Raw genomic sequence first — 24434 nt, 5'->3', positions numbered from 1 at the left:
CTTGCGCGGCGCAAATCAAAAGTGATGGGCTCATTCTAGGCACGCGCCATAAGGATAATATTTAGAGTTAATATGCCCCCATCATATTTTTCTAATGGCTCGCGGCATTTATGGCGGCATTCGATCCCAACGCGGTGGTCCGCAAGCTGTCATCGCGCCTAAAAATGCGGCACCTCACCTTGCTGCTGCAAATCCAGCAACACGGCTCCCTGACGCGCGCCGCCGAGCGCATGGCAAGCAGCCAGCCCGCGGTCACCAATATGCTGGCGGAACTGGAGGACATGTTCGGGGCGCCGCTGTTCGACCGCTCCGCGCGTGGCATGGCGCCGACGGCGTTGGGCCAGGTGGTCCTGGCGCGAGCGCGGGCCATGACCGAGGATCTCGATCATCTCGTCAGGGAAATGGAGTCGGTGGCGTCGGGGCATGCGGCGCATCTGCATATCGGCGTGATCCCGTTCATCCCGGGCCAGATGGTGTCGACGGCGATTCAGCGTACTCGCCCCGAAGGCAACCGGCGCCTGACCGTTACAATTCACGAGGGTACGAGCGAGCAGTTGCTCGCCCAGTTGCGCGACCATACCGTCGACATCGTGCTCGGCCGTGCATCCGCCTCGCTCGATTTGCAGCAGGTCAGCGTCGAGGTGTTATATCGTCAGCCGCCGCGGTTGATCGCGAGCCGCCGCCTCGCGGCGCACCTCGCGCGCGGACAGATCGACTGGCAGAAACTCGCGGAACTGGACTGGATTCTCGGCGCCCCGAACACGCCGATGCGCGAACAGGTCGCCGATATCTTCCTCGGCGCGGGTCTGACGCCGCCGACGCCGATCGTCGAGAGCTATTCATCCAAGCTGATTGGCGAGATGATCGTCGCGGGCGAGCAATCGGTGTCCATCGTCCCCGCGGATATCGCCGAGGAGCTGGTGCGCATTGCTGGTGTCGCGATCGTGCCTTATTCGTTCGAATGGACGTTGTCGCCGATCGCGCTGTTCACGCGTTTGAACGAACCTGAGAGGATGTCCAATCGACTGTTCGCAGAGTCACTCCGTCAGGTCTGCCAGGAAATTTATAAACGAGTCGCTTCTTGAGAAAACCTTACGTCGTCATCTTGCGCGATGGGCAATTGGGGGGATCTTTTGCACGCCATTAATTCGCCCGCTTGCTCACGATCACCACGCCGCGTGAAATCCCGCTAACGTTATCAACCGATTGCGAGGCTGCGTACAGTTGCGCTATTGGAACCCAAACGGCGGGGTACTTGTACCGCGCAACGTCGAGAAGTAGCGCGCTATCTGTGTCTGCGTCATATGCCGCAAGCGGCGACCAATGGCCCCCACCCGTCTCGCCGATCTCCGGACGCCTGAAATTCAGCAGCGCAAAGCGGTCGGATTGCGCCGTGGTATCGCGAATCAGATCGCGAAACTGCACGAGCGTCAGGTCACTGGAATGGAATTTCTTCACGTCCACCGGGAATTCGCTCAAGACCGAACTGAGCTGGTCGAGCGTCATGCCCTCTCTCGATACCCGCGCCGCGTTGGCGACCTGCGGATCGACGCTACGGAAAAAGTCCTCTTGCGAAAAGTACGGGAAGTCGGGGTATTGCGTCGACTCCGGACGCTTGATGCCCAACGCATTCAGTGTCATGACGGAACTCGCCACTGAACAGTAGGCCTCGTTCCTCTGCGTTTCGAAGTACTGGGAGAGCGGCCAATACGACTGTTTGTCCACGCTGGACAGGAGCCGTTTCTGTCCTTCGGGCTGCATCAAGGCGACGAGATTCGGCGGGACGGGTAAGGGACCGTCGGCGGAATGGATCGCCGGAGGCGGAGCGGATTGAGCTTCCGCAGATGGCGAGGCCGCACAGCCCGACAACGAAAAAGCAATACCAGCGGCAATCAGCACGCCGAGGCTCTTGAATCGACCGGAGCACAGAAATGAATTAGTGGGCATCGAATCCTTCTCACGCAGATGATTGCGGGCGATAACTGCCAGGCCGCTATGCATGCACCCGATAAGCGACTTCGTTTTTTAACACGAAACAAAGCCGCGCGTGAGATTGGTGCCCGCGCCGGCCGGATGAACGTCCGGGGCGGCGCGAGGCACTCAGGTTAGTTGGGAAGACTGCAGACCATCACGATCGATCGGCGCCGCTGACGCGCGCCGATCGATCGCTTCCAGGTTGACTGTAATCAATCCGCCTTATACAGCTTGATGACGGCCGAAAAGTCCAGACGCCCCGCGCCTTTGGTGCTCATCGTCTGATACAACTGCTGCGCCAGCGCGCCGAGATAGACGGGCTGACGCACCTGCTTCGCCGCATCCGTAGCGAGACCGAGATCCTTCAGCATCAGATCCGTGCCGAAGCCGCCGGTGTAGCCCCGCGACGAAGGCGCCGTCTCGATCACACCAGGGAACGGATTGTACGTATCCGAACTCCAGCAGCGTCCCGTGGACGTATTGATGATCGTCCCCAGCACCTTCGGATCGATACCGAGCGCTGCGCCCAGCGACATCGCTTCCGCAACGCCGGCCATCGTGATACCGAGCACCAGGTTATTGCAGATCTTCGCGACCTGCCCCGTGCCAGTGTCCCCGCAATGGACGATGTTCTTGCCCATTCCCGAAAGCACCGGCTTAACCTGCTCATAGACGGCCGCGCTGCCGCCCACCATAAACGTCAACGTACCCGCCGCCGCGCCGCCCGTACCACCCGACACAGGCGCATCCACGAACGTGTTGCCGTGCTGGGCCGCGAGTTCGGCGAACGCCTTGACGCTCGCCGGATCGATCGTGCTCGAATCGATGATCGTCACGCCGCGCGCAATCCCTGCCAGCACGCCGTCCTCCGCCGTCAGCACACTGCGCACGTGAGCGGCCGCCGGCAGCATCGTGATGACGCATTCGACATCCGTCACCGCAGCCTTCGGCGAAGCCGCCGCTTTCGCCCCCGCATCGACCAATGCCTGCACCGCCTGCGCACTTAGGTCGAACACGTTCACCGTATGGCCAGCTTTCAGCAGGTTCTGCGCCATCGGCGCACCCATATTGCCGAGTCCGATAAAACCGATCTTCATGATTGCGTCTCCACTTCGTGATCCATAGGTCTCGGCGCTAAACGACTAGCGCAGGCTGATCGTCGTATTGACGCCATCGTTGACGGTTGCGTCGTCGAACCAGCGCGCCGTCACTGTCTTGGTCTGCGTGTAAAACTGCACGACCTGCTTGCCGTACGGCCCGAGATCGCCCAGCTTCGAACCGCGCGAACCCGTGAAGCTGAAAAACGGCACCGGCACCGGAATCGGAATATTGATCCCCACCTGACCCACGTCGATGTCGCTCTGGAATTTGCGTGCCGCAGCGCCGCTTTGCGTGAAAAGCCCCACGCCGTTGCCCATCGGATTGCGGTTGACGAGTGCAATCGCTTCATCGAGCGTCGGCACGCTCAGCACCACCAGCACCGGCCCGAAAATTTCGGTGCGATAGATTTCCATTTCGGTTGTCACGTCGGTGAAAATCGTCGGGCCGATGAAGTTGCCTTCCTCGTAGCCCGCCACCTTGACGTCGCGGCCGTCCAGCGCAAGCGTTGCGCCCTCTTTCACACCCGCTTCGATCAAGCCAAGGATACGCTGCTTCGCGGCGCGTGAGACCACCGGACCGATGTCCGTGCCAGCCTCGTTGCCTGCATTGACCTTCAACGTCTTCGCTTTCTCAACCAGATCCGGCAACCACTGCTGCGACGCGCCCACCAGCACCACCACCGAGGTCGCCATGCAACGCTGGCCCGCTGCGCCGAAGCCGGCGCCCGCAAGCGCATTCAAGGTCTGCTCGCGGTTCGCATCCGGCAGCACCACTGCATGGTTCTTCGCGCCCATCATCGACTGCACGCGCTTGCCGTGTTCGCTGCCGAGGCGATACACGTGCGTCCCCACCGCCGTCGAACCGACGAACGAAATCGCCTTCACCAGTTCATGCGTGCACAGCGCATCCACGACTTCCTTGCCGCCATGCACGACATTCAGCACGCCCTTAGGCACACCGGCTTCGATCGCCAGTTCGACCAGTTGCATCGTCGAGAGCGGATCCTGCTCCGAGGGCTTCAGCACGAAAGTATTGCCGCAGACAATCGCCATCGGGAACATCCACAGCGGGATCATGGCGGGGAAGTTGAACGGCGTGATGCCGGCGCACACGCCGATCGGTTGACGTAACGTGTACGTATCCACGCTGCCCGCAACGTTCTCCGCGAACTCGCCCTGTTGCAACGTGCCGATCGAGCACGCATGTTCGACCACTTCAAGTCCGCGGAAGATATCGCCTTCCGCATCGGGAATCGTCTTGCCCTGTTCGGCTGACAGCGTCTTTGCAATGCGCGGCATGTGTTCACGGACGAGCGCCTGATACTTCAGCATGATGCGCATCCGTGCGCCGATCGGCGTGTTCTTCCACGTGGCGAACGCGGCGTGCGCAGAACGAATGGCCTGATCGACTTCAGCGGCGGTTGCAAACGGCACACGTGCGAGCACTTCCTGGGTCGCCGGATTGACGATATCGCGCCATTCGCGCGTGCCCGATTCGACGACCTCGCCGTTGATCAGCAGTTTCACCGTACTGACATTTGCGTTGGACGCCTGAGTAACAGCATTCATGATCGACTCTCTTGGTTAGGTTCGGATAGCTAAGTTCAGTGGTTTATTGGTGGGCAAGCGATGGGCTTTCGGCCGGCTGAGACTCGTCAGCATGCGGTCGCATCAACACCGTGCAGAACAACGCGACAATGCCCATTGCCACCATATAAGCGACCACGTATTTCGGACGGCCGGCACCCAAGGCAAGCAGCGCGGTAGCGATGATCGGCGCGATACCGCCGCCGATCACGCCGGCAATCTGCACGGACAACGAGATGCCGCTATAGCGAATCTCAGCCGGAAACTGCGAGGCGAACAATTGCGACTCGGGGGCGTACAGAATCGGAAATACGACGCCCACGCCAAGCACCATCGCCCACCACACGGTGACCGGATCGCGCGTGCCGAGCATTGCAAAGAACGGCGCAGCGAACAGGCACATGATGACGAGGCCGATCAGGAACAGACGCCGTTGGCCGATGCGATCGCTGAGGTGGCCGCAAAACGGCATCGTGACCAGCGACAGCACGGCGCCAGCGGTGATCGCATGCAGGATGGAGGCCTTGGGAATCTTCAACTGATTGGCGGCATAAGCGAGCGCAAAAGCAACGACCAGATAGAACCAGGTGTTTTCTGCAGCCCGTGCGCCGATGATGATGAGCAGTTCGCGCGGATGCCGGCGCATGGCCTCGAGGATCGGCGCCTTGAGCGGCTCGCCCTGCGCTTTCACCCGTTCGAAGTCCGGCGATTCAGGCACGCGTACCCGGATCACCCAGCCGATCACCACCAGCGCGATGCTGGCAAGAAAAGGAACGCGCCAGCCCCATGCAAGCAGATCGGCTTCCGGCAGTGCGGTGACAGCGGCCATCGCCAGCGAAGACAGAATCAGCCCGAAGCCCACGCCCGTCTGCGGCAGGCTGCCGAAAAAACCCTTGCGGCCAGGCGGCGCGTGCTCCACCGCCATCAGAACGGCGCCGCCCCATTCACCGCCGACAGCCATCCCCTGCAGAAAGCGCATCGCCACCAGCAGCGCCGCAGCCCAGTAGCCAATGCTCTGATAAGAAGGAATCAGGCCGATCACCATGCTCGGAATGCCCATCATCAGCAGCGTGACCAGCAGCATCGCCTTGCGGCCGATGCGGTCGCCGAAATGGCCAAACACGATGCCGCCCATCGGACGCCCGATAAAGCCAACGCCGTACGTTGCGAACGCGGCAAGCGTGCCGAGAATCGGGTCGAGCGTCGGAAAGAATATCTTGTTGAATACCAGCGCGGCGGCCGTGCCGTAGAGGAAGAAGTCGTACCACTCGATCGTGGTGCCGGCCATGCTGGCCCAACCGGCGATCAGGTAATCCCGGGCGCGCCTGGGAACCGGTGCGGCAACTGCCGCCCGGTCGGGGGTCGATTGCATCTGCATCCTGTTTGTCTCCGATATCTTTATAGGCTCGCCAGTCGCGCGGATGGCGCAGGCGTCCATGCCGTGGTTGTTCCAGCGGCTTGCATCCGAGTATAGTTATTCGAATATCCACGGCATAGAGATGAAAAAGCCCATCTGATATGCAAAAAAACACAACGCAAGCCAGCTGGCATGGGCTCGGAGTAGCGCATTGAAGCGCTAACTCCGAATCGACGGGAGACTAGATGCAAAGCGTGAACTGGGATGATCTGCGCTACTTCCTCGAGGTCGCGCGGACCCAACGGGCCAGCGGTGCGGCAAAGCGGCTGGGCGTCGACCACACCACCGTGGCACGCCGGGTGAGAGAACTGGAGGCGTCGCTGGGCACCGTGTTGTTCGATAAATCGCGGGCGGACGGCTTCGTGCTGACCGCCGACGGCCAACGCCTGCTCGCCTACGCCGACGCCGTGGAAACCACGGTGCAGTCCGCCGCCGAGCAGTTCACGGGTGGTGCGCACTCGCTGTCGGGGCACGTGCGGGTCGGCTCCACCGAGGGCTTCGGATGCTTTTTTCTCGCGCCGCAACTGGCGCGCTTCGCGGGTAAACATCCGGATATTTCGATCGACCTGCTACCCGTTCCGCATTTCGTCAGCCTGTCCAAACGCGAGGCGGATCTCGCCATCATGCTGGAGCGGCCCGAGCGCGGCCAATACGTCTATACCAAACTGTGCGACTACCGGCTCAAGCTGTATGGCACGCGCGAGTATCTGGATCGTCATGCACCGGTGAACGCCGTTGCTGACTTGCGAGACCACGCCTTTATCAGCTACGTTGGCGAACTCGCCTTCAGCCGTGAACTGCTCTATCTCGACCGGACCATCCCTAACGCCGCGGCCAATCTATGCAGCACGAGTGTGATCGCCCAGTATCATGCTGCGCTGCAAGGCAACGCGCTCGCGATCCTCCCATGCTTTATGGCGGAGCCGAATCCCCTGCTCGAAGCCGTCTTGCCGCACGAAGTCGTCGTGACACGGCATTTCTGGCTCTGCTGCCGGGAGGACCTGCGCAAGCTGCGACGCATCACTTCGTTGTGGGACTATCTGCGCGCTGCGGCCGATGCCAACCGGGAACTGCTAATGGGGGAATCGGCTGACATGCTGTATGTGGAAGCCTAAGGGGCGCGCCGATGCCGCGCTCTTACCCGCAGACTCTGATAACTAACACCACGCCTATGACCGATTCTTTCGCAGCAACGTCACACGTTGTTCACGAGTTCTGGCGGCTCATGGCCACCAACGATTTTCACGCCACTGCTTCGGTGTTGGCAGCGGAGTTTGTCCTCGAGTGGCCGCAGTCCAATGAACGAATCAGAGGCGCGACGAATTTCGCGCTGCTCAATACGGACTACCCGGCCCACGGGCCATGGACGTTCACGATCAATCGCATCGTGGCCGGCGAGCGGGACGCCGTGTCGGACGTGTCGATAACCGACGGCGTGCTGCAGGCCCGGGCCATCTCGTTCTTTACGATTGCGGACGGCAAAATCGTGCGGATGGTCGAGTTCTGGCCGGAGCCCTACGAAGCACCGTTTGACCGCAAGAAATATGTCGAACCGCTGATCTGAGCGGCTGCATGGGACCGAGCGTTGGAACCGCCGCCACCGCCGGCAGATCGCGCAGGCGAACCATGACGCAGAAGAGGCTTAAGCTTTTGGCGGAGAGGCCGTTATTGCAACTGCCACCTTCTAACGACCCGCTCATGGCCAAGACAATTCCGTTTTCCGGCAACACCCAGGCAGCCCGCGCGCGGGCAGCAAAGGCCATGCTGTTGCCACTTCCGAGGGACACCGCGGATGAACTCGCCCTCCAGGTCCACCTGGCGCTCGACAGCCTGCGGCGTGGGGACGGGAACGTCGAAGCGGCCCAGACGGTGACGCAGGCGATGTTGCTCGTCGCCTTCATCGTCGAAGCAGGTTACGGCAAGCTGACACCCGAAGCGCTGCGGACGGCGGATGCTTTGAGCGCCGCCTGCTTCGAGCGCGGTCGCGCCAGCGGCGAATGGATGCTCGATCGGGCCGGCTACGACATCTTCGCGTCGATTGTGACGATTTACGACCAGCAATTGCAGAAAGCCCCTTTATGGGCGATTACCGAAGCCAGCGACCGGCTGACCCGGTTCAAAGCCGGCGAACCGTATCAGGCAGTGCAGCGGAAACGCGCGTAAGCACAGAGTATTTCATTACCGAAACTTACATCAGACACCCCTCGTAATGATCCGTAAGCCTTCGGGCTCGCAGTTCAAATCGGCGCAAGTATTGCGCTGCTATTCTCCAACGGTTCGTCTCCTCTGATTGCGCTTCATCCGCGCAACCGGATGTGAGACCCGCTGAACCATCGCTCTACCTGCCGCGCGCGTCGCCTCACGTGCCACGCCTGGCGGCGCTCTTCAACCATGTCCATCGACTCTCATCTTTCCCTCGCCTCCTCGTATCAGCAGGAGGGACGCCTCGACCTCGCCGAAAGCCATTTTCGTCAGGCGACCGGTATCGAGCCCGGTCATTGGGACGCCTGCTTTGGACTCGCCCAGGTATTGATCCGAAGGGATCGATTCGAAGAAGCGATTGGCCTGCTCGCTCAACTGCTGGCGCGGCCCGGTGACCATGCCGCCGTGCACCGGCAGCTTGGCCTTGCCGAAGCATGCACGGGACGACGGCAACGTGCGCTGAGTCATTTCAAGCGCGCCCTCGAACACGAACCGGATGACGCCGCGACCCTGCACATCGTCGCCAATTTTCAGCAGGCACTCGGTCTCGACGACGAGGCCGACGCCAGCTATCGCCGCGCGCTGAAACTGAAGCCGTTGATCACCATCCCGGCCAGCGTCGCACCGCCTGCATTCCGCGTGCTGTTTGTATTTGGACCGAATGCGGGCAATACCCCGATCGAATATCTGATCGAGCGGGCCCGCTTCGAGACCAACATCATCACCCTGTTGCCGGACGTGGAGTACGACATCGACCGCCTGCGGATCTATGCTGATGTAGTCGTGAATCTCATTTCCGACGTCGATCGCGGTCACGCCTTTCTCGCACCGGCGCAAGCATTGGTGGACGGCGTGGGCAGCCCGGTTATCAACCCGCCACAACTGATTGCGGGAACGGGCCGGGATGCGGTTGCGAAGCGGCTTGCGCAACTACCGGGTTGCTGTGTCCCGCAGACACGGCTTTATTCAGCGGCCGATTTGGCTGCGGCGGTCAAAGGAACGTCACAGGAGTCCTTAACTTTTCCGGTTCTGGTAAGGCCTGCTGGCGCACACGGTGGTGATAACTTCGAGAAATTCGAGGATCCAGCGCAGCTAGAGGCATTCCTGAGCCGACTCAATGCCAGCAGCTACTATCTGACATCGTTCGTCGACTACCGGTCCAACGACGGCTATTTCCGCAAATACCGCTTCGTCTGCGTGGGCGACGAGATCCTGCCGTACCATCTCGCGATTGACGACAAGTGGAAGGTCCACCACGTGACCACCAGCATGGCGACCCACGCATGGATGCAGAACGAGGAACAAGCGTTCCTCGAAGATCCGTCGCGCGTCTTCGGAGCCACTCAGCGCGCCGCATTGCAATCGATTCGTGACGCTATCGGTCTGGATTACTTCGGCATCGACTGCGGACTTGCGCGCGATGGCGCCATCGTCGTGTTCGAAGTCAATGCGAGCATGCTCGTACATGGGAATAATCAGCGCTTCCCGTACAAGACAAAGGCCGTTGAGCGCATCAAGCAGGCATTTCAGGCTTTGCTCGAACGACGGGCGCGTCGCCCGGGCAAAACCTCTGCGCAAGAGTACGGCACCTGATATCAGGCCGGCGCGACTTCGATCGTCGGCTCGCAAACGATCGGGAAATTGACCGAGTTTGCGACGTAACATTTTTCATGCGCCGCATGATGCAGATGCTCCGCGAGATCACGATCGCCGCCCGCGCGAATCGTTACATGCGGGCGCAAAACGATCTGCGTAAACTGGCCACGCTGGGCGCTGTCGACCATCGTCCCTTCTGCGTGGTCATGGTATTCGAGCACCGCGATGCCCGCGTCAGAGCAAAGATGCAGATACCAAAGCTTGTGACACGCCGAAGCAGAGGCGACCAGGAGATCTTCGGGATTCCAGCGCGCTGCGTCACCGAGAAACGCCGCATCCGACGACCCGGGAATATCGGGCTTGCTGCCAGCGCGAATAGTATGGTCGCGGCCATATTCGCGGTAGCCAGACGTTCCAGTGCCACGGTTACCGGTCCATTCCACCGAGACCCGATATTTATGCTCGCCATGTGCCACGCCAATCTCCTTCAGGTTGAACATGCTGGGCCCGCGAGACTGCCAGGAGCTACGCGGCCCGCTCACTTGCGCAGTGCCATCACCACGTAGTGGAACGCCTCATCGCCGGGGGCGACAATCAGCGCGGCCAGTTTCGCGGCGCTCAAACGGACCTCGAGGGTATCGGCCCGAAGCGTTGCCAGTGCATCCATCCAATAGCGGATGTTAAAGCTGAGGTCTACGGGCGTTCCCGCGTAGTCTATCTCAACCTCCTCCACCGATTCCTCGTCTTCAGGGTTGCTGACGCTCACCTGCAGCCGGCCCTCTCCTGCAACCCATTGGACACTTTTGAATTTCTCGGTTGTGAGCACGGCCGCACGCTGCAAGCAGGCGTAAAACGATTTCCGGTCAATCGTGAATTCCGCCTCGAATCCGGAAGGGATCACGCGCTTGAAGTCGGGATAACGGCCCGCAATCAGCTTGCAGGTGAAGAATATCTTCCCAAAGGCGAAACTCGCGTATCCCGCGGCAGTGGTTAGCATGACCGTCGAATCGTCTTCCGGAAGCAGGCGTATCAGTTCGATGATCGCCTTTCTTGGCACAATGATCTCGCGCACTTCGTGCTCGCTTTGCGACGCAATGCGCGCGGTCGCCAATCGGTGTCCGTCGGTGGCCACCGCAGTCAGCTCACGTCCGGTGATCAGCAACGCCCCGTTGAGGAAGTAGCGAATGTCGTTGTCCCCCATGGCGAAATGCACCATGTGCAAAAGCCGCTTCAGGCTCCCGGCGTTGACGCAAAGCGATAGTTCCGGTTCTGAGCTTTGCCTGATCTGAGGGAAATCCTCAGCGCTTCCTGCATGCAGGGATATCCGGCTGCCCGGGCCCTCAATGATGAGACGGTTGCCTGAAGACGAAAGGCTGATGGGTGCATCGGGCATGGCTCGCACGACATCCAGAAGTTTGCGGGCGTTGACCGTCAGGGACGTACTGGACTCGCAGGATTCGATCGTTTCCGTCGCCCTCAGATCCAGTTCCAGGTCGGTACTACGGAAACTCAATTCGTTTCCTGCGGTGGACACAAGCACGCTGGAAAGAACAGGCAGGGTACTGCGCCGCTCCACGATGCCGCAGACAATTTGCAAGGGCTGAATCAGGGCATCACGTGGCGCTTTGAGAAACTTCATGGTGTTTCCTTATGGTTTGACGATGATGCGATTTGTCGATTCGTTCTAACACCATCATTTAATTCGCCATCCTAAATGCATAGGGGCGAGCAATGCATTTCTGCCAGTGGCTCACGACGTCGCATTTGCGCGGACGAAATCCCCCGACACCTGCCCGCGATGGGCGAGGTTTAGTCTTGCAATGGGTGCACGATAGCTGCCCAATCGGCTTTCGTCAACTGACAAGCTTCACTTGTCAGTCACCCGATGCACCCAAGCGGGGGCATGAACCGCCCCTCGCAAGAACGATCAAATGCGGCTCCCGGCAATGCCCTATATTTGCTCGAAACCCTCGTCAGGAAACCCATGGATCTAGTTGCAAAAGCGCTGTGGTTCATTGAAATTGAACTGGGCCGGGAGCTGACCCTCGACCGGATCGCCAACATCTGCGAAGTCTCACGCTTCGGTCTTGCTCGCAGCTTCGCAATCAGCACAGGATGGCCGGTGATGCGCTACGTCCGGGCTCGACGGCTCAGCCGTGCGGCACGCGAGCTTGCGCAGGGCGCACCGGACATTCTCAGCGTGGCGCTGGACACGGGATATGGGTCGCACGAGGCGTTTACGCGCGCCTTCCACGATCTGTTCGGCATCACGCCCGAACGGGTGCGAGCCGGGCGCAATCTTGATGGCATGTCTCTTGTGGAGCCACTACGCATGAAAGAAACCAGAATTGTCGATCTCGCCGGGCCACGCTTCGAGGTGGGCGGGACGCTTTTGATCGGCGGCATGGGCGGCCGGTTTACGTTTGACACCAACGAAGGCATCCCTACGCTCTGGCAAGCCTTCATTCCGTACATCGGCAATCTCGCCGATCAGGTCGGCAGTGTGACCTATGGAGTTTGCTGCAACCCGGATAGTGAAGGCGGGTTTGAATATATCGCCGGCGTGGAGGTGAAAAGCCGCGACCGGTTGCCTCCATCGTTTCGCTGCATTGAAATCAAACCCCAGCGCTACGCCGTCTTTGTGCATCAAGGACACGTCACCACGCTGCATCAGACCTTCTACAGCATCTGGAATCATTGGCTGCCGCAGTCGGGAATGGAGGCCGCGGAGGCGCCCGAACTCGAACGCTATAGCGAAGATTTCGATCCAGTTGCGGGAACCGGTTTCGTTGAGGTCTGGCTGCCTGTAAAGGACCGCTCAGAGCCAGCTGACGGGTCAAAGAAGTGATTTATCAATGATCAGGAGAACGACTTGAGCTTCAGTACCGCCCGCGACATGATCGCTGCGTTGCAGTCGTGCGAGGTATCGGCCGTCGAACTGTTTGAAGACGCCGTGGCTCGCATCGAACGTTACGATGGGCAGATCAATGCCGTCGTGATACGGGACTTCGAACGCGCGCGCCGCGCAGCCAAAGAGGCGGATGACGCGCTCGGTCGTGGCGAACGTCGTCCGCTCCTCGGTGTGCCCATGACGGTGAAGGAGTCCTTTAACGTGGCGGGGCTGCCTAAAACGTGGGGAGTACCAGGCACCGAGAACCTCGAGGTCACAGAAGACGCGGTCGCCGTGCGGCGTCTCAAACAGGCAGGCGCCGTGATTCTGGGGAAGACCAATGTCCCGACCATGCTGAACGACTGGCAGACCTACAATCGCATTTACGGCGTGACCAACAACCCCTGGGACCTCACCCGCACGCCAGGCGGCTCGTCTGGCGGCTCCGCTGCCGCGTTGGCGGCTAGGTTCGTGCCGCTCGAACTGGGTAGCGACATCGGCGGCTCGCTGCGCGTTCCCGCTCACTGCTGCGGCATCTATGCGCACAAGCCCACTCACGGCCTGATACCGATGCGGGGCATGGCACCCCCAGGCATTCCGATGCTTTCAGTAAGCGCCGATCCCGACCTCGCCGTGGTCGGTCCAATGGCGCGCAGCGCCGGCGATCTCGCATTGGCCCTCGATGTGCTAGCCGGCCCCGACGATATGCAAGCAACAGGCTACCGACTGGATCTTCCCCCCTCTCGCCATACCCGGCTCGCCGACTTCAGGGTACTGATGCTCGAGGATCACCCTGACGCGACGCTCTCCAACGATGTGCGCTCGGCGATGCAACGTTTCCGCAAGCGTCTTGAGGGAACCGGCTGCGTTGTTGCAACAGGGAGCGCCTTGTTACCCGATCTCAGTTTGATATTGCGCACGTTCGGACAATTACTTCTGTCATTCTCGGGGGCAGGGCTGCCGCTTGAGGAATATCGCTCGCTCCAGGGGCTTGCCGCCGGTCTATCGGGCGACGACACGAGTCCAGCGGCCGTCGAGTTGCGCAGTGTCGTGCTTGGTCATCGGGACTGGATTGACGCCGATCGCACGCGCGTTGCGCAGATGCACCGGTGGCGCCAGTTCTTTCGCGAGTGGGATCTCGTCGTTTGTCCCGTGCTTACCGTAGCGGCTTTCGTCCATGATCATTCCGACATGCGCTCGCGTCACATCGAAGTGGACGGCAAACGAGTCGCCTACACTGAGCAGGCGGCATGGCAGAGTCTCGCGAACATGGCTGGATTGCCGGCGACCACGTTCCCAATCGGCCTTGGAGACTCCGGCTTGCCGATCGGGCTCCAGGCAATCGGCCCTTATCTGGAAGACCGCACGCCTATCGCCTTTGCCAACCTTGTGGAACGCGAGTTCGGAGGCTTTATGCCACCACCCGCGTTCTCCGGTCCATGATGTCGCGCATGGCACCTGAATCATCCCGAGGCAAACCGCTACCTACAGCGTCTTGACCCACCCAAGCGCATCGTCAGCGAACCTGCGAAGAAGACGTACGAGGTCGCGTACGTCTTCCTTGTCCCAATCCGCCAGCAATCCTTCAACGATCTTCTGGCGCGCGGCGTCAAGTGCCGTCGTAATCGCCCGCCCCTGATCCGTAATGACCGCCGCGCGAACCCGTCCGTCTTCCGGACTGGGGCAACGCGCAATAAGCCCAAGGCTCTCCAGTTTTGCGATCTGCCGGCTGACCGTTGTGTAGTCGCGTCCAACTAACTCGGCCAGTTCCACGATGCCAAGCGGCCCGCGCCGCTCTACCCGGGCCAGTAGCGGGAAAAGCGCGCGGTCCAGGTCGACGCCGGCGGCTTCGATCAAGGCAGCGTCGGGCTGTGGTCGATTCAGAACACCCGTCAGATCCAGCAGGGCTTCCCGCAGCTCGCGGACTTCTCTTTTCATCGCCATTGGATTCCTTGCGCATGTTCAATATGCGTGTATTATACACATATGCAGAGTTCTCTAGCCGAGGACGAAACCGATACTTTTATATTCGTCAAAGGAAAGCAAACATGAAAGCGGCACTCGTTAAAGGACCTGGCGCAACGCCGGTTTATGCAGACTTCACAGAGCCGACCGTCACCGAAGGCACGGCCCGCATCGCAGTTGCAGCGTCAGCTTTAAGCCACATTACGAGGAGCCGGGCATCTGGCAATCACTATAGCTCCTCGGGAGAGTTTCCCCTCGTCCCAGGCATGGACGGTGTCGGGACGCTCGAAGACGGAAAGCGCGTCTATTTTGTGCTTCCCGAAGCGCCCTTCGGGGGCATGGCCGACTATTGCCTCGTCAAGCGGCAACGGTGCATCCCGTTGCCGCCTGAACTGGACGATGTCACGGCAGCCGCGATCGCGATTCCAGGCATGTCGTCGTGGGCTGCGTTCGTTGAACGTGCAAAGCTGGTCAAGGGAGAAACAGTGCTGATCAACGGCGCAACCGGTTCCTCGGGTAGTCTGGCCGTGCAGATCGCGAAGTACCTCGGCGCCGGCAAGGTCATCGCGACTGGACGCAATGATCTGGCATTACAGACTTTGCAGACGCTCGGCGCTGACGTCACGATCAACCTCACGCAGGATGCGGCAGCAATTGAAAGCGAATTTCAAACTCACTTTCGTGACGGTGTAGGCGTGGTTCTCGACTATCTTTGGGGGCAAAGCGCGGAGCAGTTACTGGCGGCCGCCGCCCATGTTGCTCCGGATGCGGTGCCAATCCGCTTCATCCAGATCGGCGCTATTAGTGGATCAACCATTAGCCTGCCCAGCGCAATACTTCGATCGACGGCGATCGAACTCATGGGCAGCGGGATCGGCAGCATTCCGATGCCGCGCATCTTCCATGCGATTACGCAGGTGCTCCATGCCGCTGTGCCCGGTGGCTTAAAGATCGCAACGAAAGCCGTTCCTCTGTCTGAGGTGGAAAAGCATTGGGCAGACGTCGATGACCGCGCGCGGACCGTATTTACGATGAGCTCATGATCGCAGATCAGTGGCGCTCAGAGCGCCTTGCGGAAAAAAATAGCGCTCATGCACGCCAGCCATTTCGGTCAGGCGTCCCCATTCAGAATAACCCAGCTTCCGGTAAAAGTCCGGTGCCTGAAAGCTGAAGGTATCGACGATCACTTTCTTGCAACCTCGGCGCTTCGCTTCCGCCTCAGCGGCTAATATCAGTGCCGTTGCGTGACCACGTTTGCGGTATCGCGGCGATTGTCGCAGATAATCGCATGTTCAACCCTTCGACGTCGCATGAACTGGCTTGCGACATGACAGGCGAAAACAGAAGGCAAATCGTTCATGCTCGATCTCCCCTCCCTCGTCTTGCTGCTGGTCGTTTTCTCGCTTTGCTTATCGTTGATCGTGTTTCAGGCCATTACCGGCGTGCCGCCGATGTCGTCAAGCGCACCTGAAGCGGCGGATGTCGTGGCACTACTGAAGCAGGCGAGTTTGCCGAACCAGGCCGTCGTGTACGAGCTGGGTAGTGGGTGGGGCTCGCTCGTCATGGCCCTGGCGCGGGCGTTTCCCGATGCGCAAATCCGCGGTATCGAGGCTTCACCGCTACCGTACTGGGTAGCCCGCTTTCGAACCCGCAGGATGCCTAATGTATTTTTGCAGCGACGCAATTTCTACGCTTGCGATCTGCGCGATGCGCATGCAGTAACGTGCTATCTGATGATCAAGCCGATGCCTAAGCTGGCCGCGCATCTCGATCGCATGCTCAAGCCTGGCACGCCCGTGGTATCGCTCACATTCTGGTTTCGCGATCGGGAAGTCGCGGCGGTCCGCCAGGGCCCAGGCCTGCGCGGCGCGGCCGCCCTGTATTTCTGGCCCGCGCACAATGCCAAAGCCAAAGCCACTGAGGAAACATGGTCAACGAACACATGATCTTCCCCGTGATACGCTAGCGAACGTCTGTGCGACTGCAAGCGCAACGTATGTCTGACGCAACCAGTCCGGCCTCATACCCGGACAAAGATTGCACGCAACAAACGATCAACGGTTAGCCAAACGCTCACGCCCTTACTCCTACCTTTCGCGCCCCCATGAACTCCACCGAATCGTCCTCCTCGCCGAAAGCAGCATCCCCCATTTACGCTGCATTCGGCAGTTGGAAGTCGCCGATTACCGCCGCGCTGGTCGTCGGCGAATCGATCCGGCTCGGACAGCCCCGCATCGGTGCCGATGGCATTTACTGGACCGAGGGACGTCCGCAGGAAAAGGGCAGGAATGCGCTGGTCCGGCTTCGCGCCGATGGCGAAGTGGAGGACCTGACAGCAGCGCCGTTCGACGCCGCAACGCGCGCGCACGAATACGGCGGCGGTTCATTTGCCGTGACTGCTACCGGCGTCTTCTTCAGCAACTTCAAAGATCAACAGGTCTACACGCTCGATGCCTCCGGCCAGCCGAAAGCCGTGACGCAAACTGAGGGCCTCCGCTATGCGGACCTGATCGCAGACCCGGCTCGCGGGCGTCTGATCGGAGTTTGCGAAGATCATCGCCAGGGCGGTCATGAACCGGTCAACACGTTGGTCAGCATCGATCTGGCAACCGGAAAAGCCGCAGTGATCGCGGACGGTCACGATTTCTTTTCTTCGCCCTGCATCAGCCCCGACGGAACGCGGCTTGCATGGTTGAGCTGGGACCACCCGAACATGCCGTGGGATGGCACCGAACTGTGGGTAGCTGAGATTGCAGCCGATGGCGCGCTGGATAAGCCGCGCCGTGCAGCGGGGAGCAACAGCGAATCGCTGTTTCAGCCCGCCTGGTCGCCGGCTGGCGATCTGCACGTTGTATCGGATCGTAGCGGCTGGTGGAACCTCTATCGGGTGCGAGGTGCTTCATCCGTTGTGCCCGACGTGAACGCCTCAGACGACACACTCGAAGCCCTTCGCCCCATGGATGCCGAATTCGGCAAGCCGCAGTGGGTGTTCGGTATGACCACCTACGGCTTCACGGATGACGGCCGGATTGCCTGTCTTTACGAACAGAATGGCATTACGCATCTGGCCGTGTACGATCCGTCAACCGGCGCATTCGATGAAATCCCCACGCCATACAGCACAATGCGCGACCTGCAGGTCGACGCTCAACAGGTGGCCTTCGTCGGCAGTTCGCCGACCGCAAGCGAAGCGATCGTCGAGCTCGATCTCGGGACTCGGGTTAGCCGCATCGTGCGCAAGTCCGATCGTGCAGAAGTCGACGCCCACTATGTATCGATTGCCGAGCCGATCCGTTTCCCGACTGAAGGCGGCCTCCACGCACACGCTTTCTTTTATGCACCGACCAACCCCGACTTCAACGGGCCCGACGGCACGCTGCCCCCATTGATCGTGATCGCTCACGGCGGCCCGACCTCGGCGACGCATTCCGGATTCAAGTGGCAAATCCAGTACTGGACCAGTCGCGGCTTTGGCGTGGTCGACGTCAACTATGGCGGCAGCAGCGGTCATGGCCGCGCATACCGGCAACGTCTCAATGGGCAATGGGGAATCGTCGATATCAACGATGCGATCAATGCAGCGCGTTACCTGATAGGCCAGAAGCGCGTGAACGAGAACGCACTCGCCGTTCGCGGGGGCAGCGCCGGCGGCTATCTGGTGTTGTGCGCGTTGGCCTTCCATGATTTTTTCAAAGCGGGTACAAGCTATTACGGTGTGGCAGATCTCGAAGCCTTGATGCAAGACACCCACAAGTTCGAATCGCGCTACATGATCCGGCTGGTCGGTCCTTACCCTGAAGAGCGCGCTCTTTACCAGGCACGTTCGCCGATCCATTTCGTGGATCGCATGTCGAGCGCGATGATCCTTTTCCAGGGCGCAGACGACAAGGTCGTGCCACCGAATCAGGCCGAATCGATCTATCAGGCGGTGCGCGCGAAGGGCCTGCCGGTTGCTCACGTGCTGTATCAAGGGGAAGGCCATGGTTTCAAGCGGGCCGAGAACATCACCCATTCGCTCGAAGCCGAGTTGTATTTTTATGGCAAGGTCTTCGGCTTCGAACCCGCCGACAAGATCGAACCCGTGGCGATCGACAACATCTGATGCTCCGGCTAGCCGAGACGCGTAGGCCCTAAACTAAAATCGCCATCTCCGCCGGAGACCGGAAAACCATGACCCTTGATATCAGCGCATCGACAAAGACGCCCACCCCTGTCGCCCTTGTCACCGGCTCGACTTCCGGTATCGGCGCGGCCATCGCCCGAAGGCTATCGAGGGAGGGATACTCGATCGTTTTGCATTCGCGCACTTCGGCTGACGCGAGTCATGCGTTGGTCCGCGAACTAGGCTCAGCAGTTTATATACAGGCCGACCTGGCCGACGATGCGGACAGAGTGAGGCTTATCCGCGAAACAGTTGGCGTATGGGGCCGCCTCGACGTTCTGGTCAACAACGCCGGGATAAGTCGCGTGATCCCACACGCCGATCTCCAGGCAGCCACGCCGGACGTGTGGCACGAACTGTATGAAGTCAATGTCGTTGCTCCATTTCGTCTGGTGTCCGAAGCAGAATCTGCGCTGCGCGATGCGGCCACGCGAGGACAGCCTGGTTGCGTCGTGAACGTCAGTTCGCACGCGGGCGTCCGGCCCAAGGGAGCCTCCATTCCTTACGCAGCAACCAAGGCCGCGTTAAATCACGTCACACGCCTGCTCGCTGTTTCGCTTGCGCCGGATATCCGTGTGAATGCGGTCGCACCTGGACTCGTCGATACCCCGCTTACCGCCAGCTGGACCCAGGCGCAGCAACTCTGGAAAGAGCGCGCACCCATGCAGCGGGCAGCCAGTCCCGAGGACATTGCGCAGGCTGTCGCCTTGCTGGTCGCCTCGGACTATCTGACCGGCGAAATTCTGCTCTCGGATGGCGGATTAAATCTGACGTAAGCGCGTCGAGCGAGCCGTATTCGTTTTCGTAGGAACATTCCCGCCGTCAATACACCGCCCCGAGCGATCCAATCTGTGGGATAAGGTGTGAAATCTTCGCTAGATCACGCTTTAGAGCCCGCCTACTAAAACGTATATTGGGAATGTACTGGATAGTTAATTGGGGTCACCGTGATGGATATTCCTCTTTCCGATGAGGCTTGGTTGCGCGTTAGCCATCTCCTGTCCCGCGATTCGAAGCAGCGGTTTGGCCGTCCCGCCCGGGATCCGCGAGATGTGTTGAATGCCATTCTCTGGGTCATTACCCGCGACGAGAAGTGGCACCGGCTACCAGCCAACTTTCCGCCATCGCAGACGTGCTACATCAAATGGCTGCAATGGCGACGCGCCGGCCTCATGACCCAGATACTCGATGAACTGCAGATCGAGCAAGTCTGAACGAAAGCCCCCTCCTCCGCGGTATGTCGGCTGCTCGGCCGCGATAGTGCACATTTTTTGCTACTCCGTAAGCACTATTGAGCACCATTGCGACGGCGACCCGTGAGCTTAGGCCGCCACCGGCCTACAGCAACGGGCCGGCCCGGGAGGAGTAATTTATGCGAGCTGTAAATAACAAGGTACGGACTGCAATTTTTTCCGTCGCGGCCGTATTGCTTGCAGCATGCGGCGGCGGCCATGGAGGCAGTTCGAGTAGCGGCGGCAGCACAACCACACCGGCAGGCGGCGTCAATCTGCAGGTTGTCTCATTCGGCGACAGCCTCTCGGACGTCGGAACGTACGCGCCGATCGCAAGCGCGGTGGGTGGCGGGCGTTTTACGACCAATCCAGGCCAGGTGTGGACGCAGAACGTCGCGCAGTATTACGGCAATACGCTCACCGCCGCGTACACGATCGGCCTCACACATGCACTGAGTCCGAACGGCGGTATGGGCTATGCAGAAGGTGGTGCGACGGTGGCAACGCCCGCGACCGAATACAACTTCCTCACCGACGTGATTGGCGACATCGAAATGCCTGTCAATCAGCAGGTTTCGAGCTACCTGAGTACGTACAAGAGCTTTAACGCCAATCAGCTGGTGCTCGTGTGGGCCGGCGCGAACGATGTGCTTCGCGCGGGAGCGCTGCCCGCCGCTGCTTCGATCGTCCAGACTGCCGCCAACACACTCGCCCAGCAGATCGGGCTGATCGTCCAGAATGGCGCCACGCATGTCGTGGTGGTCAATCTGCCGAACATCGGTCTATCGCCTGACGGCCTCGCGTCGTCCGACGGCGGAGCCAACTTGACGCAGGAATCGGAACTCTTCAACAGTACCCTGACCGGCGCGTTGCAAACCGCCGGCCTGCAAAGCAAGGTGATCCAGATTGATGCCTACACATGGTTGAACGGGATCATTGCGAATTTCCAGGCCAATGGCTTCGCCGTGTCGAACACCGCACAGGCCTGCGACGCCTCGAAAACGCCCGATGACACGTCCTTGCTATGCTCGCCCGCAACCTACGTGAGCGCCAACGCAGACCAGACCTACATGTTCGCCGACGACCTTCATCCGACGACTCATTTGCACGCGCTCTTCGCCCAGTACGTGGAGCAGCAGATCGCAGCCAGCGGTTTGGGGCACTGAAGACACGACTGACCGCCCCTGCCTGCGTTGCTTGACGGCAGGCAGGAGCGCTCGCCCCACTTCCTCAACCACGTAATAACAACCGCTCGCGACCCACGAGCGTCAGAACTTGTACGTCGCCCCAATCTGCGCGAAGCGGCCGACATACGTGTACAGCGACGTGTCGTAGCCCTGTTGCCACAGCGGGCCATCCGCCCATACCGCGTCGAACGGCGGCACGCGATTGAAGATATTGTCGATGCCGCCATACAGCGTCCAGTGCTTGAAGCCGGTGTAGGTCACCATCAGGTTGAACTGGCTATAGGATCCCATACTGGTGCTTTGCGGCGTCGGCGTCGGGATGTACGTGAAGGTCTGCGTATAAGGCCCCACGTACTGCCACGTTAGCGAGGTACTCCACTTGTGATACGCCCAGTTCAAGGTCGTATTGCCCTTCCAGCGCGGGAAAGCGCCGCCGAACGGCTCATTGAGCGCGAGGTTGTTGCCTGCCGCATTCACCGTCTGACCGTCCAGCGTAAACTTGAACGACTCGACATAGGCCCAGTCTCCCGACAGCGTGAACGTACCGTACGGCGTCGGCAACGACTGACGGAAGGTGGTTTCGAAACCGCTCGTATCGAGCCCGCCGAGGTTCTGATACTCGAAGGTCTCGTATTCCGGCGTGGTCGTACCCGGGTAATAGACAGTCGACGACGGCTGGTCGATGCCGATCACGTTGCTGACGTGAATCTTGTACCAGTCGAGACCGACATCGGTTGTGCGGGCCGGCGACAGTTCGAAGCCAATGTTGTAGTTCTTCGTGCGCTCCGGCTGCAGATCCGGATTGCCCGACGTCAGCGCCGTCACCGCACCGGACTGGTTGATCACGAGCGCCATGTTTTGCGAGGTGCTGTCTTCGACAAACGTCGGTGCACGAAAGCCGCGATCGTACGACGCATACGCGGTCAACTCCTTGACCGGCTGCCAGCGCAAAGCGAAGCGAGGCGAGAATGCACCGCCGACATCGCTGTAGTGATCGTAGCGGCCCGACTGACTAAACGTCAGCCCCTTGATGATCGGGATATCGAACTGGTAGTACACCGCAGCAACGTTACGCTGACCTTGCACCTCTTCCTCATCCGGCGTCAGCACCAGGCCCTCGGCGTACGCCGCACCTTGACTCAGCGACTCGCTCTGATGGAAGAACTCAGCACCCAGACCAAGGCCCACGTCGCCCGTCGGCAGGTGAAACAGCGTCGGGGTCGAGATCGTCGCATCGAGCGTGTCGAGCTTGGAGACGGCTATATTGTTAGCGTCCATGTACAGGCCGTTAAGCCCGTTCGGCGTCGCAGACGGATTCGCGAAGTCGTAGGTGCCGTTCTGGAAGATGTTGTTCAGAACGTTGACATTCAGCTGGTTCGAGTATGAGTTGGACACATCGCTTTGCGAGTGGGTGTAGGTGGTTGCCCAGTCCCAATCCCCGTTCGGCAGTGTGAGCGAACCCTTCACACCCGTGGCCGCCCGCCAGTAGTTGGCGTCCGTGGTTTCCGCCACGGAGTTGGGGAACGAATAGATGAGCGGCGTCGCCACCCCGAACGGGTTGTACGGGTTGCTCGCCGGCACGGTGTTGTTGAACAGCGAAAATGTCTTCGTCGATGGGTTATACACCAGCGACGAATTGGTGCCGCCGACGGTGTTGTTCCAGACTCCGCCGCCCTGCACGCTTGTGTTGTTGCTTTCCCAAAGATCGACAAAGGCGGTGGTTGTGTCGTTGATCTTGAACTGCGCATCCACCTTCGCGCTTAGACGTTGACTCCACGGTTCAATGGAGAACCCGTTGCCGGTGTACAGGCCGCAGACGCTTCCGGTTGTCTGACCATAGAAGACCGAGGTGAAATTCGTGCTGGCCGGTTTGACCGAGCTGCCGTACGGACACGAACTGAGCGCCTGCGCATTGCCCGTGGTGGGATTTGTCCAGTAGGAAGGCGCGAGCATCGACATACCGCCCGGCTGCCCCGTGAAGTCCATGGACGAGGTCGAATCGCGATCGGCCAGCGTAGAGCCGTTGTCCCTGACGAAGCTTGCGGATGCCGTGACGTTGTAGCCGTCCGAAGTGAGGTTGCCGAAGCCGCCGAGCGCGCTGAACTTCGCCGTGCCGTTGCCGCCGCCACCGTCAGTGGAGCCGCCATAGCTGCCATCGAGCTGCAAGCCCTGGAAATCGTGCTTCGTGATGATGTTGACCACGCCCGCGATCGCGTCCGAACCGTATTGCGACACCGCACCGGTCTTCACGATTTCGATGCGGTCGATAGCGTTAAGCGGCAGCGTGTTCAAATCGAAGAAGGTATCGACGCCGTTCGAAAAGAAGGCGAACGGTGCAACCCGCTGTCCGTCGATCAGCACAAGCGTGTATTTTTCGCTGAGACCGCGCAACGCCATGCCCGAGGCGCCTGCCGCAAAGTTATTGGACTCGGCTTCGCTCCAGCTATCGGCCGAATTGGCGCTGGTGCTGCGCAGGAAATCGGAAACGCTGTTGGCGCCGCTGTCCTGGATCTCCTTGGCGGTGACCGTCTGAACCTGGTTAAAGCCAACCTTGTCGGAGCTACGGATCAGCGAACCCGTCACCTCGAACCGCTTGACCTGGGCAACACCGTTTTTGTTCTTGGTCATCTCCGGTGAAGACGGTGCGGTCGCTGCCGAACTGGCTCCGGCAGCCGGCGCCGCGGCAGTGGCCGCGGGCGTCGAGTCGTTCGTTGCAGCCGGTTGACTCTGCGCGAGCGCAGACGTGCTGAGTGTTGTGCCCAATGCTGCCGACAGCGCTATTTCGGCCCAAAGGATCTTCCCCATGGCCGATACCAAAGCTCTTTGTTTCATGATTTCCCTTCACTCTTGTCAATAAGCCAAACCCGTTGCGCAACTCAACGTGTTGCGCCTGGGCATTTTTTTCGACTTCAGGTGGCCTGGAATTTTTGAAATCCCCACCCTGGTACTGCGGGACAGCAGACACAACATCAACGACTCAAAGACCTTTCAATTACATCGACATAAAATAGGATTACTAATTTATTTACAAAACATTAAAACTGAAAGAAACTGAATTTATACGTTTCCCGTTCGGCTCCAGGGTCGAACACAGGCGATCGGGGAAAGCGTAGCCATGCCAG

The 24434-nt window shown here is 60.0% G+C and carries 22 protein-coding genes; 13 read left to right on the top strand and 9 right to left on the bottom strand.

What is annotated here, in order from left to right; all coding sequences use genetic code 11:
* Positions 1 to 110: 110 nt before the first annotated feature.
* Complete coding sequence (locus tag P3T17_RS31730) at positions 111 to 1085, top strand: LysR family transcriptional regulator (RefSeq protein WP_429288941.1); 975 nt, start codon at positions 111 to 113, stop codon at positions 1083 to 1085.
* Between the two features lie 58 nt (positions 1086 to 1143).
* Here the strand turns inward: P3T17_RS31730 and P3T17_RS31725 are convergent, their stop codons facing one another.
* The 4 genes from P3T17_RS31725 to P3T17_RS31710 all read right to left on the bottom strand — a co-directional run bounded on the left by P3T17_RS31725 (position 1144) and on the right by P3T17_RS31710 (position 6039).
* Entirely contained in the window at positions 1144 to 1947 is an 804-nt protein-coding gene (locus tag P3T17_RS31725) for a phytochelatin synthase family protein (protein WP_429410643.1), read from the bottom strand.
* 239 nt (positions 1948 to 2186) lie between these two features.
* The gene (mmsB, locus tag P3T17_RS31720; protein WP_429288939.1) at positions 2187 to 3071 is read right to left on the bottom strand and encodes a 3-hydroxyisobutyrate dehydrogenase; all 885 of its coding nucleotides are present in this window, start codon (positions 3069 to 3071) and stop codon (positions 2187 to 2189) included.
* Positions 3072 to 3116: 45 nt separating this feature from the next.
* A complete protein-coding gene (locus P3T17_RS31715) occupies positions 3117 to 4643 on the bottom strand; it encodes a CoA-acylating methylmalonate-semialdehyde dehydrogenase (RefSeq protein ID WP_429410641.1) in 1527 nt (508 codons plus the stop codon).
* Between the two features lie 43 nt (positions 4644 to 4686).
* Complete coding sequence (locus P3T17_RS31710) at positions 4687 to 6039, bottom strand: MFS transporter (RefSeq protein WP_429410639.1); 1353 nt, start codon at positions 6037 to 6039, stop codon at positions 4687 to 4689.
* A gap of 224 nt (positions 6040 to 6263) precedes the next feature.
* Here P3T17_RS31710 and P3T17_RS31705 point away from each other — a divergent pair, with 224 nt between their 5' ends.
* The 4 genes from P3T17_RS31705 (at position 6264) to P3T17_RS31690 (ending at position 9873) form a co-directional block, all read left to right on the top strand.
* A complete protein-coding gene (locus P3T17_RS31705) occupies positions 6264 to 7193 on the top strand; it encodes a LysR family transcriptional regulator (RefSeq protein ID WP_429410637.1) in 930 nt (309 codons plus the stop codon).
* Between the two features lie 56 nt (positions 7194 to 7249).
* Positions 7250 to 7642: a nuclear transport factor 2 family protein gene (locus P3T17_RS31700; protein WP_429410635.1), complete on the top strand. Its 393-nt coding sequence runs from the start codon at positions 7250 to 7252 to the stop codon at positions 7640 to 7642.
* Positions 7643 to 7776: 134 nt separating this feature from the next.
* Complete coding sequence (locus tag P3T17_RS31695; RefSeq protein ID WP_074267438.1) at positions 7777 to 8241, top strand: hypothetical protein; 465 nt, start codon at positions 7777 to 7779, stop codon at positions 8239 to 8241.
* A 228-nt stretch (positions 8242 to 8469) separates the two neighbouring features.
* Entirely contained in the window at positions 8470 to 9873 is a 1404-nt protein-coding gene (locus P3T17_RS31690) for a tetratricopeptide repeat protein (protein ID WP_429410633.1), read from the top strand.
* 2 nt (positions 9874 to 9875) lie between these two features.
* Here the strand turns inward: P3T17_RS31690 and P3T17_RS31685 are convergent, their stop codons facing one another.
* On the bottom strand, positions 9876 to 10352 hold the full coding sequence (locus P3T17_RS31685) for an OsmC family protein (protein WP_074269312.1): 477 nt from the start codon (positions 10350 to 10352) through the stop codon (positions 9876 to 9878).
* A 62-nt stretch (positions 10353 to 10414) separates the two neighbouring features.
* Complete coding sequence (gene dnaN / locus P3T17_RS31680) at positions 10415 to 11515, bottom strand: DNA polymerase III subunit beta (RefSeq protein WP_429410631.1); 1101 nt, start codon at positions 11513 to 11515, stop codon at positions 10415 to 10417.
* Positions 11516 to 11860: 345 nt separating this feature from the next.
* On the opposite strand from dnaN, the gene P3T17_RS31675 reads away from it, so the two are divergent.
* Positions 11861 to 12724, top strand: coding sequence for an AraC family transcriptional regulator (locus P3T17_RS31675; protein ID WP_429410629.1), 864 nt, complete (start codon positions 11861 to 11863; stop codon positions 12722 to 12724).
* A 24-nt stretch (positions 12725 to 12748) separates the two neighbouring features.
* Entirely contained in the window at positions 12749 to 14209 is a 1461-nt protein-coding gene (locus P3T17_RS31670; protein ID WP_429410627.1) for an amidase, read from the top strand.
* A 42-nt stretch (positions 14210 to 14251) separates the two neighbouring features.
* On the opposite strand, the gene P3T17_RS31665 is transcribed toward P3T17_RS31670, so the two are convergent.
* On the bottom strand, positions 14252 to 14704 hold the full coding sequence (locus P3T17_RS31665) for a MarR family winged helix-turn-helix transcriptional regulator (protein ID WP_429410625.1): 453 nt from the start codon (positions 14702 to 14704) through the stop codon (positions 14252 to 14254).
* Between the two features lie 110 nt (positions 14705 to 14814).
* On the opposite strand from P3T17_RS31665, the gene P3T17_RS31660 reads away from it, so the two are divergent.
* Positions 14815 to 15774: a quinone oxidoreductase family protein gene (locus tag P3T17_RS31660; protein WP_429410722.1), complete on the top strand. Its 960-nt coding sequence runs from the start codon at positions 14815 to 14817 to the stop codon at positions 15772 to 15774.
* Here the strand turns inward: P3T17_RS31660 and P3T17_RS31655 are convergent.
* The gene (locus tag P3T17_RS31655) at positions 15769 to 16011 is read right to left on the bottom strand and encodes a GNAT family N-acetyltransferase (protein ID WP_429410720.1); all 243 of its coding nucleotides are present in this window, start codon (positions 16009 to 16011) and stop codon (positions 15769 to 15771) included. The two genes, P3T17_RS31660 and P3T17_RS31655, sit on opposite strands and share 6 nt — an antisense overlap.
* Positions 16012 to 16089: 78 nt before the next feature.
* Here P3T17_RS31655 and P3T17_RS31650 point away from each other — a divergent pair, with 78 nt between their 5' ends.
* The 5 genes from P3T17_RS31650 (at position 16090) to P3T17_RS31630 (ending at position 21291) form a co-directional block, all read left to right on the top strand.
* Positions 16090 to 16677 carry a class I SAM-dependent methyltransferase gene (locus tag P3T17_RS31650; protein WP_429410623.1) on the top strand — a complete coding sequence of 196 codons (588 nt, stop codon included), beginning with the start codon at positions 16090 to 16092 and terminating at the stop codon, positions 16675 to 16677.
* A gap of 158 nt (positions 16678 to 16835) precedes the next feature.
* A complete protein-coding gene (locus P3T17_RS31645; RefSeq protein WP_429410621.1) occupies positions 16836 to 18833 on the top strand; it encodes a S9 family peptidase in 1998 nt (665 codons plus the stop codon).
* A 68-nt stretch (positions 18834 to 18901) separates the two neighbouring features.
* Positions 18902 to 19669, top strand: a complete 768-nt coding sequence (locus P3T17_RS31640) for an SDR family NAD(P)-dependent oxidoreductase (protein ID WP_429410619.1) — start codon at positions 18902 to 18904, stop codon at positions 19667 to 19669.
* Between the two features lie 174 nt (positions 19670 to 19843).
* Positions 19844 to 20107, top strand: a complete 264-nt coding sequence (locus tag P3T17_RS31635; protein WP_254368970.1) for a transposase — start codon at positions 19844 to 19846, stop codon at positions 20105 to 20107.
* Positions 20108 to 20265: 158 nt separating this feature from the next.
* A complete protein-coding gene (locus tag P3T17_RS31630) occupies positions 20266 to 21291 on the top strand; it encodes an SGNH/GDSL hydrolase family protein (RefSeq protein ID WP_429410617.1) in 1026 nt (341 codons plus the stop codon).
* Between the two features lie 102 nt (positions 21292 to 21393).
* Here the strand turns inward: P3T17_RS31630 and P3T17_RS31625 are convergent, their stop codons facing one another.
* The gene (locus P3T17_RS31625) at positions 21394 to 24144 is read right to left on the bottom strand and encodes a TonB-dependent receptor (RefSeq protein WP_429410614.1); all 2751 of its coding nucleotides are present in this window, start codon (positions 24142 to 24144) and stop codon (positions 21394 to 21396) included.
* Positions 24145 to 24434 lie beyond the last annotated feature (290 nt).

It is taken from the genome of Paraburkholderia sp. GAS82, assembly GCF_050436285.1.
Classification (GTDB): Bacteria; Pseudomonadota; Gammaproteobacteria; order Burkholderiales; family Burkholderiaceae; genus Paraburkholderia; species Paraburkholderia phenazinium_B.
Note: the sequence above shows the minus strand (reverse complement) of the source record. Positions and strands in the feature narration are given on the sequence as shown.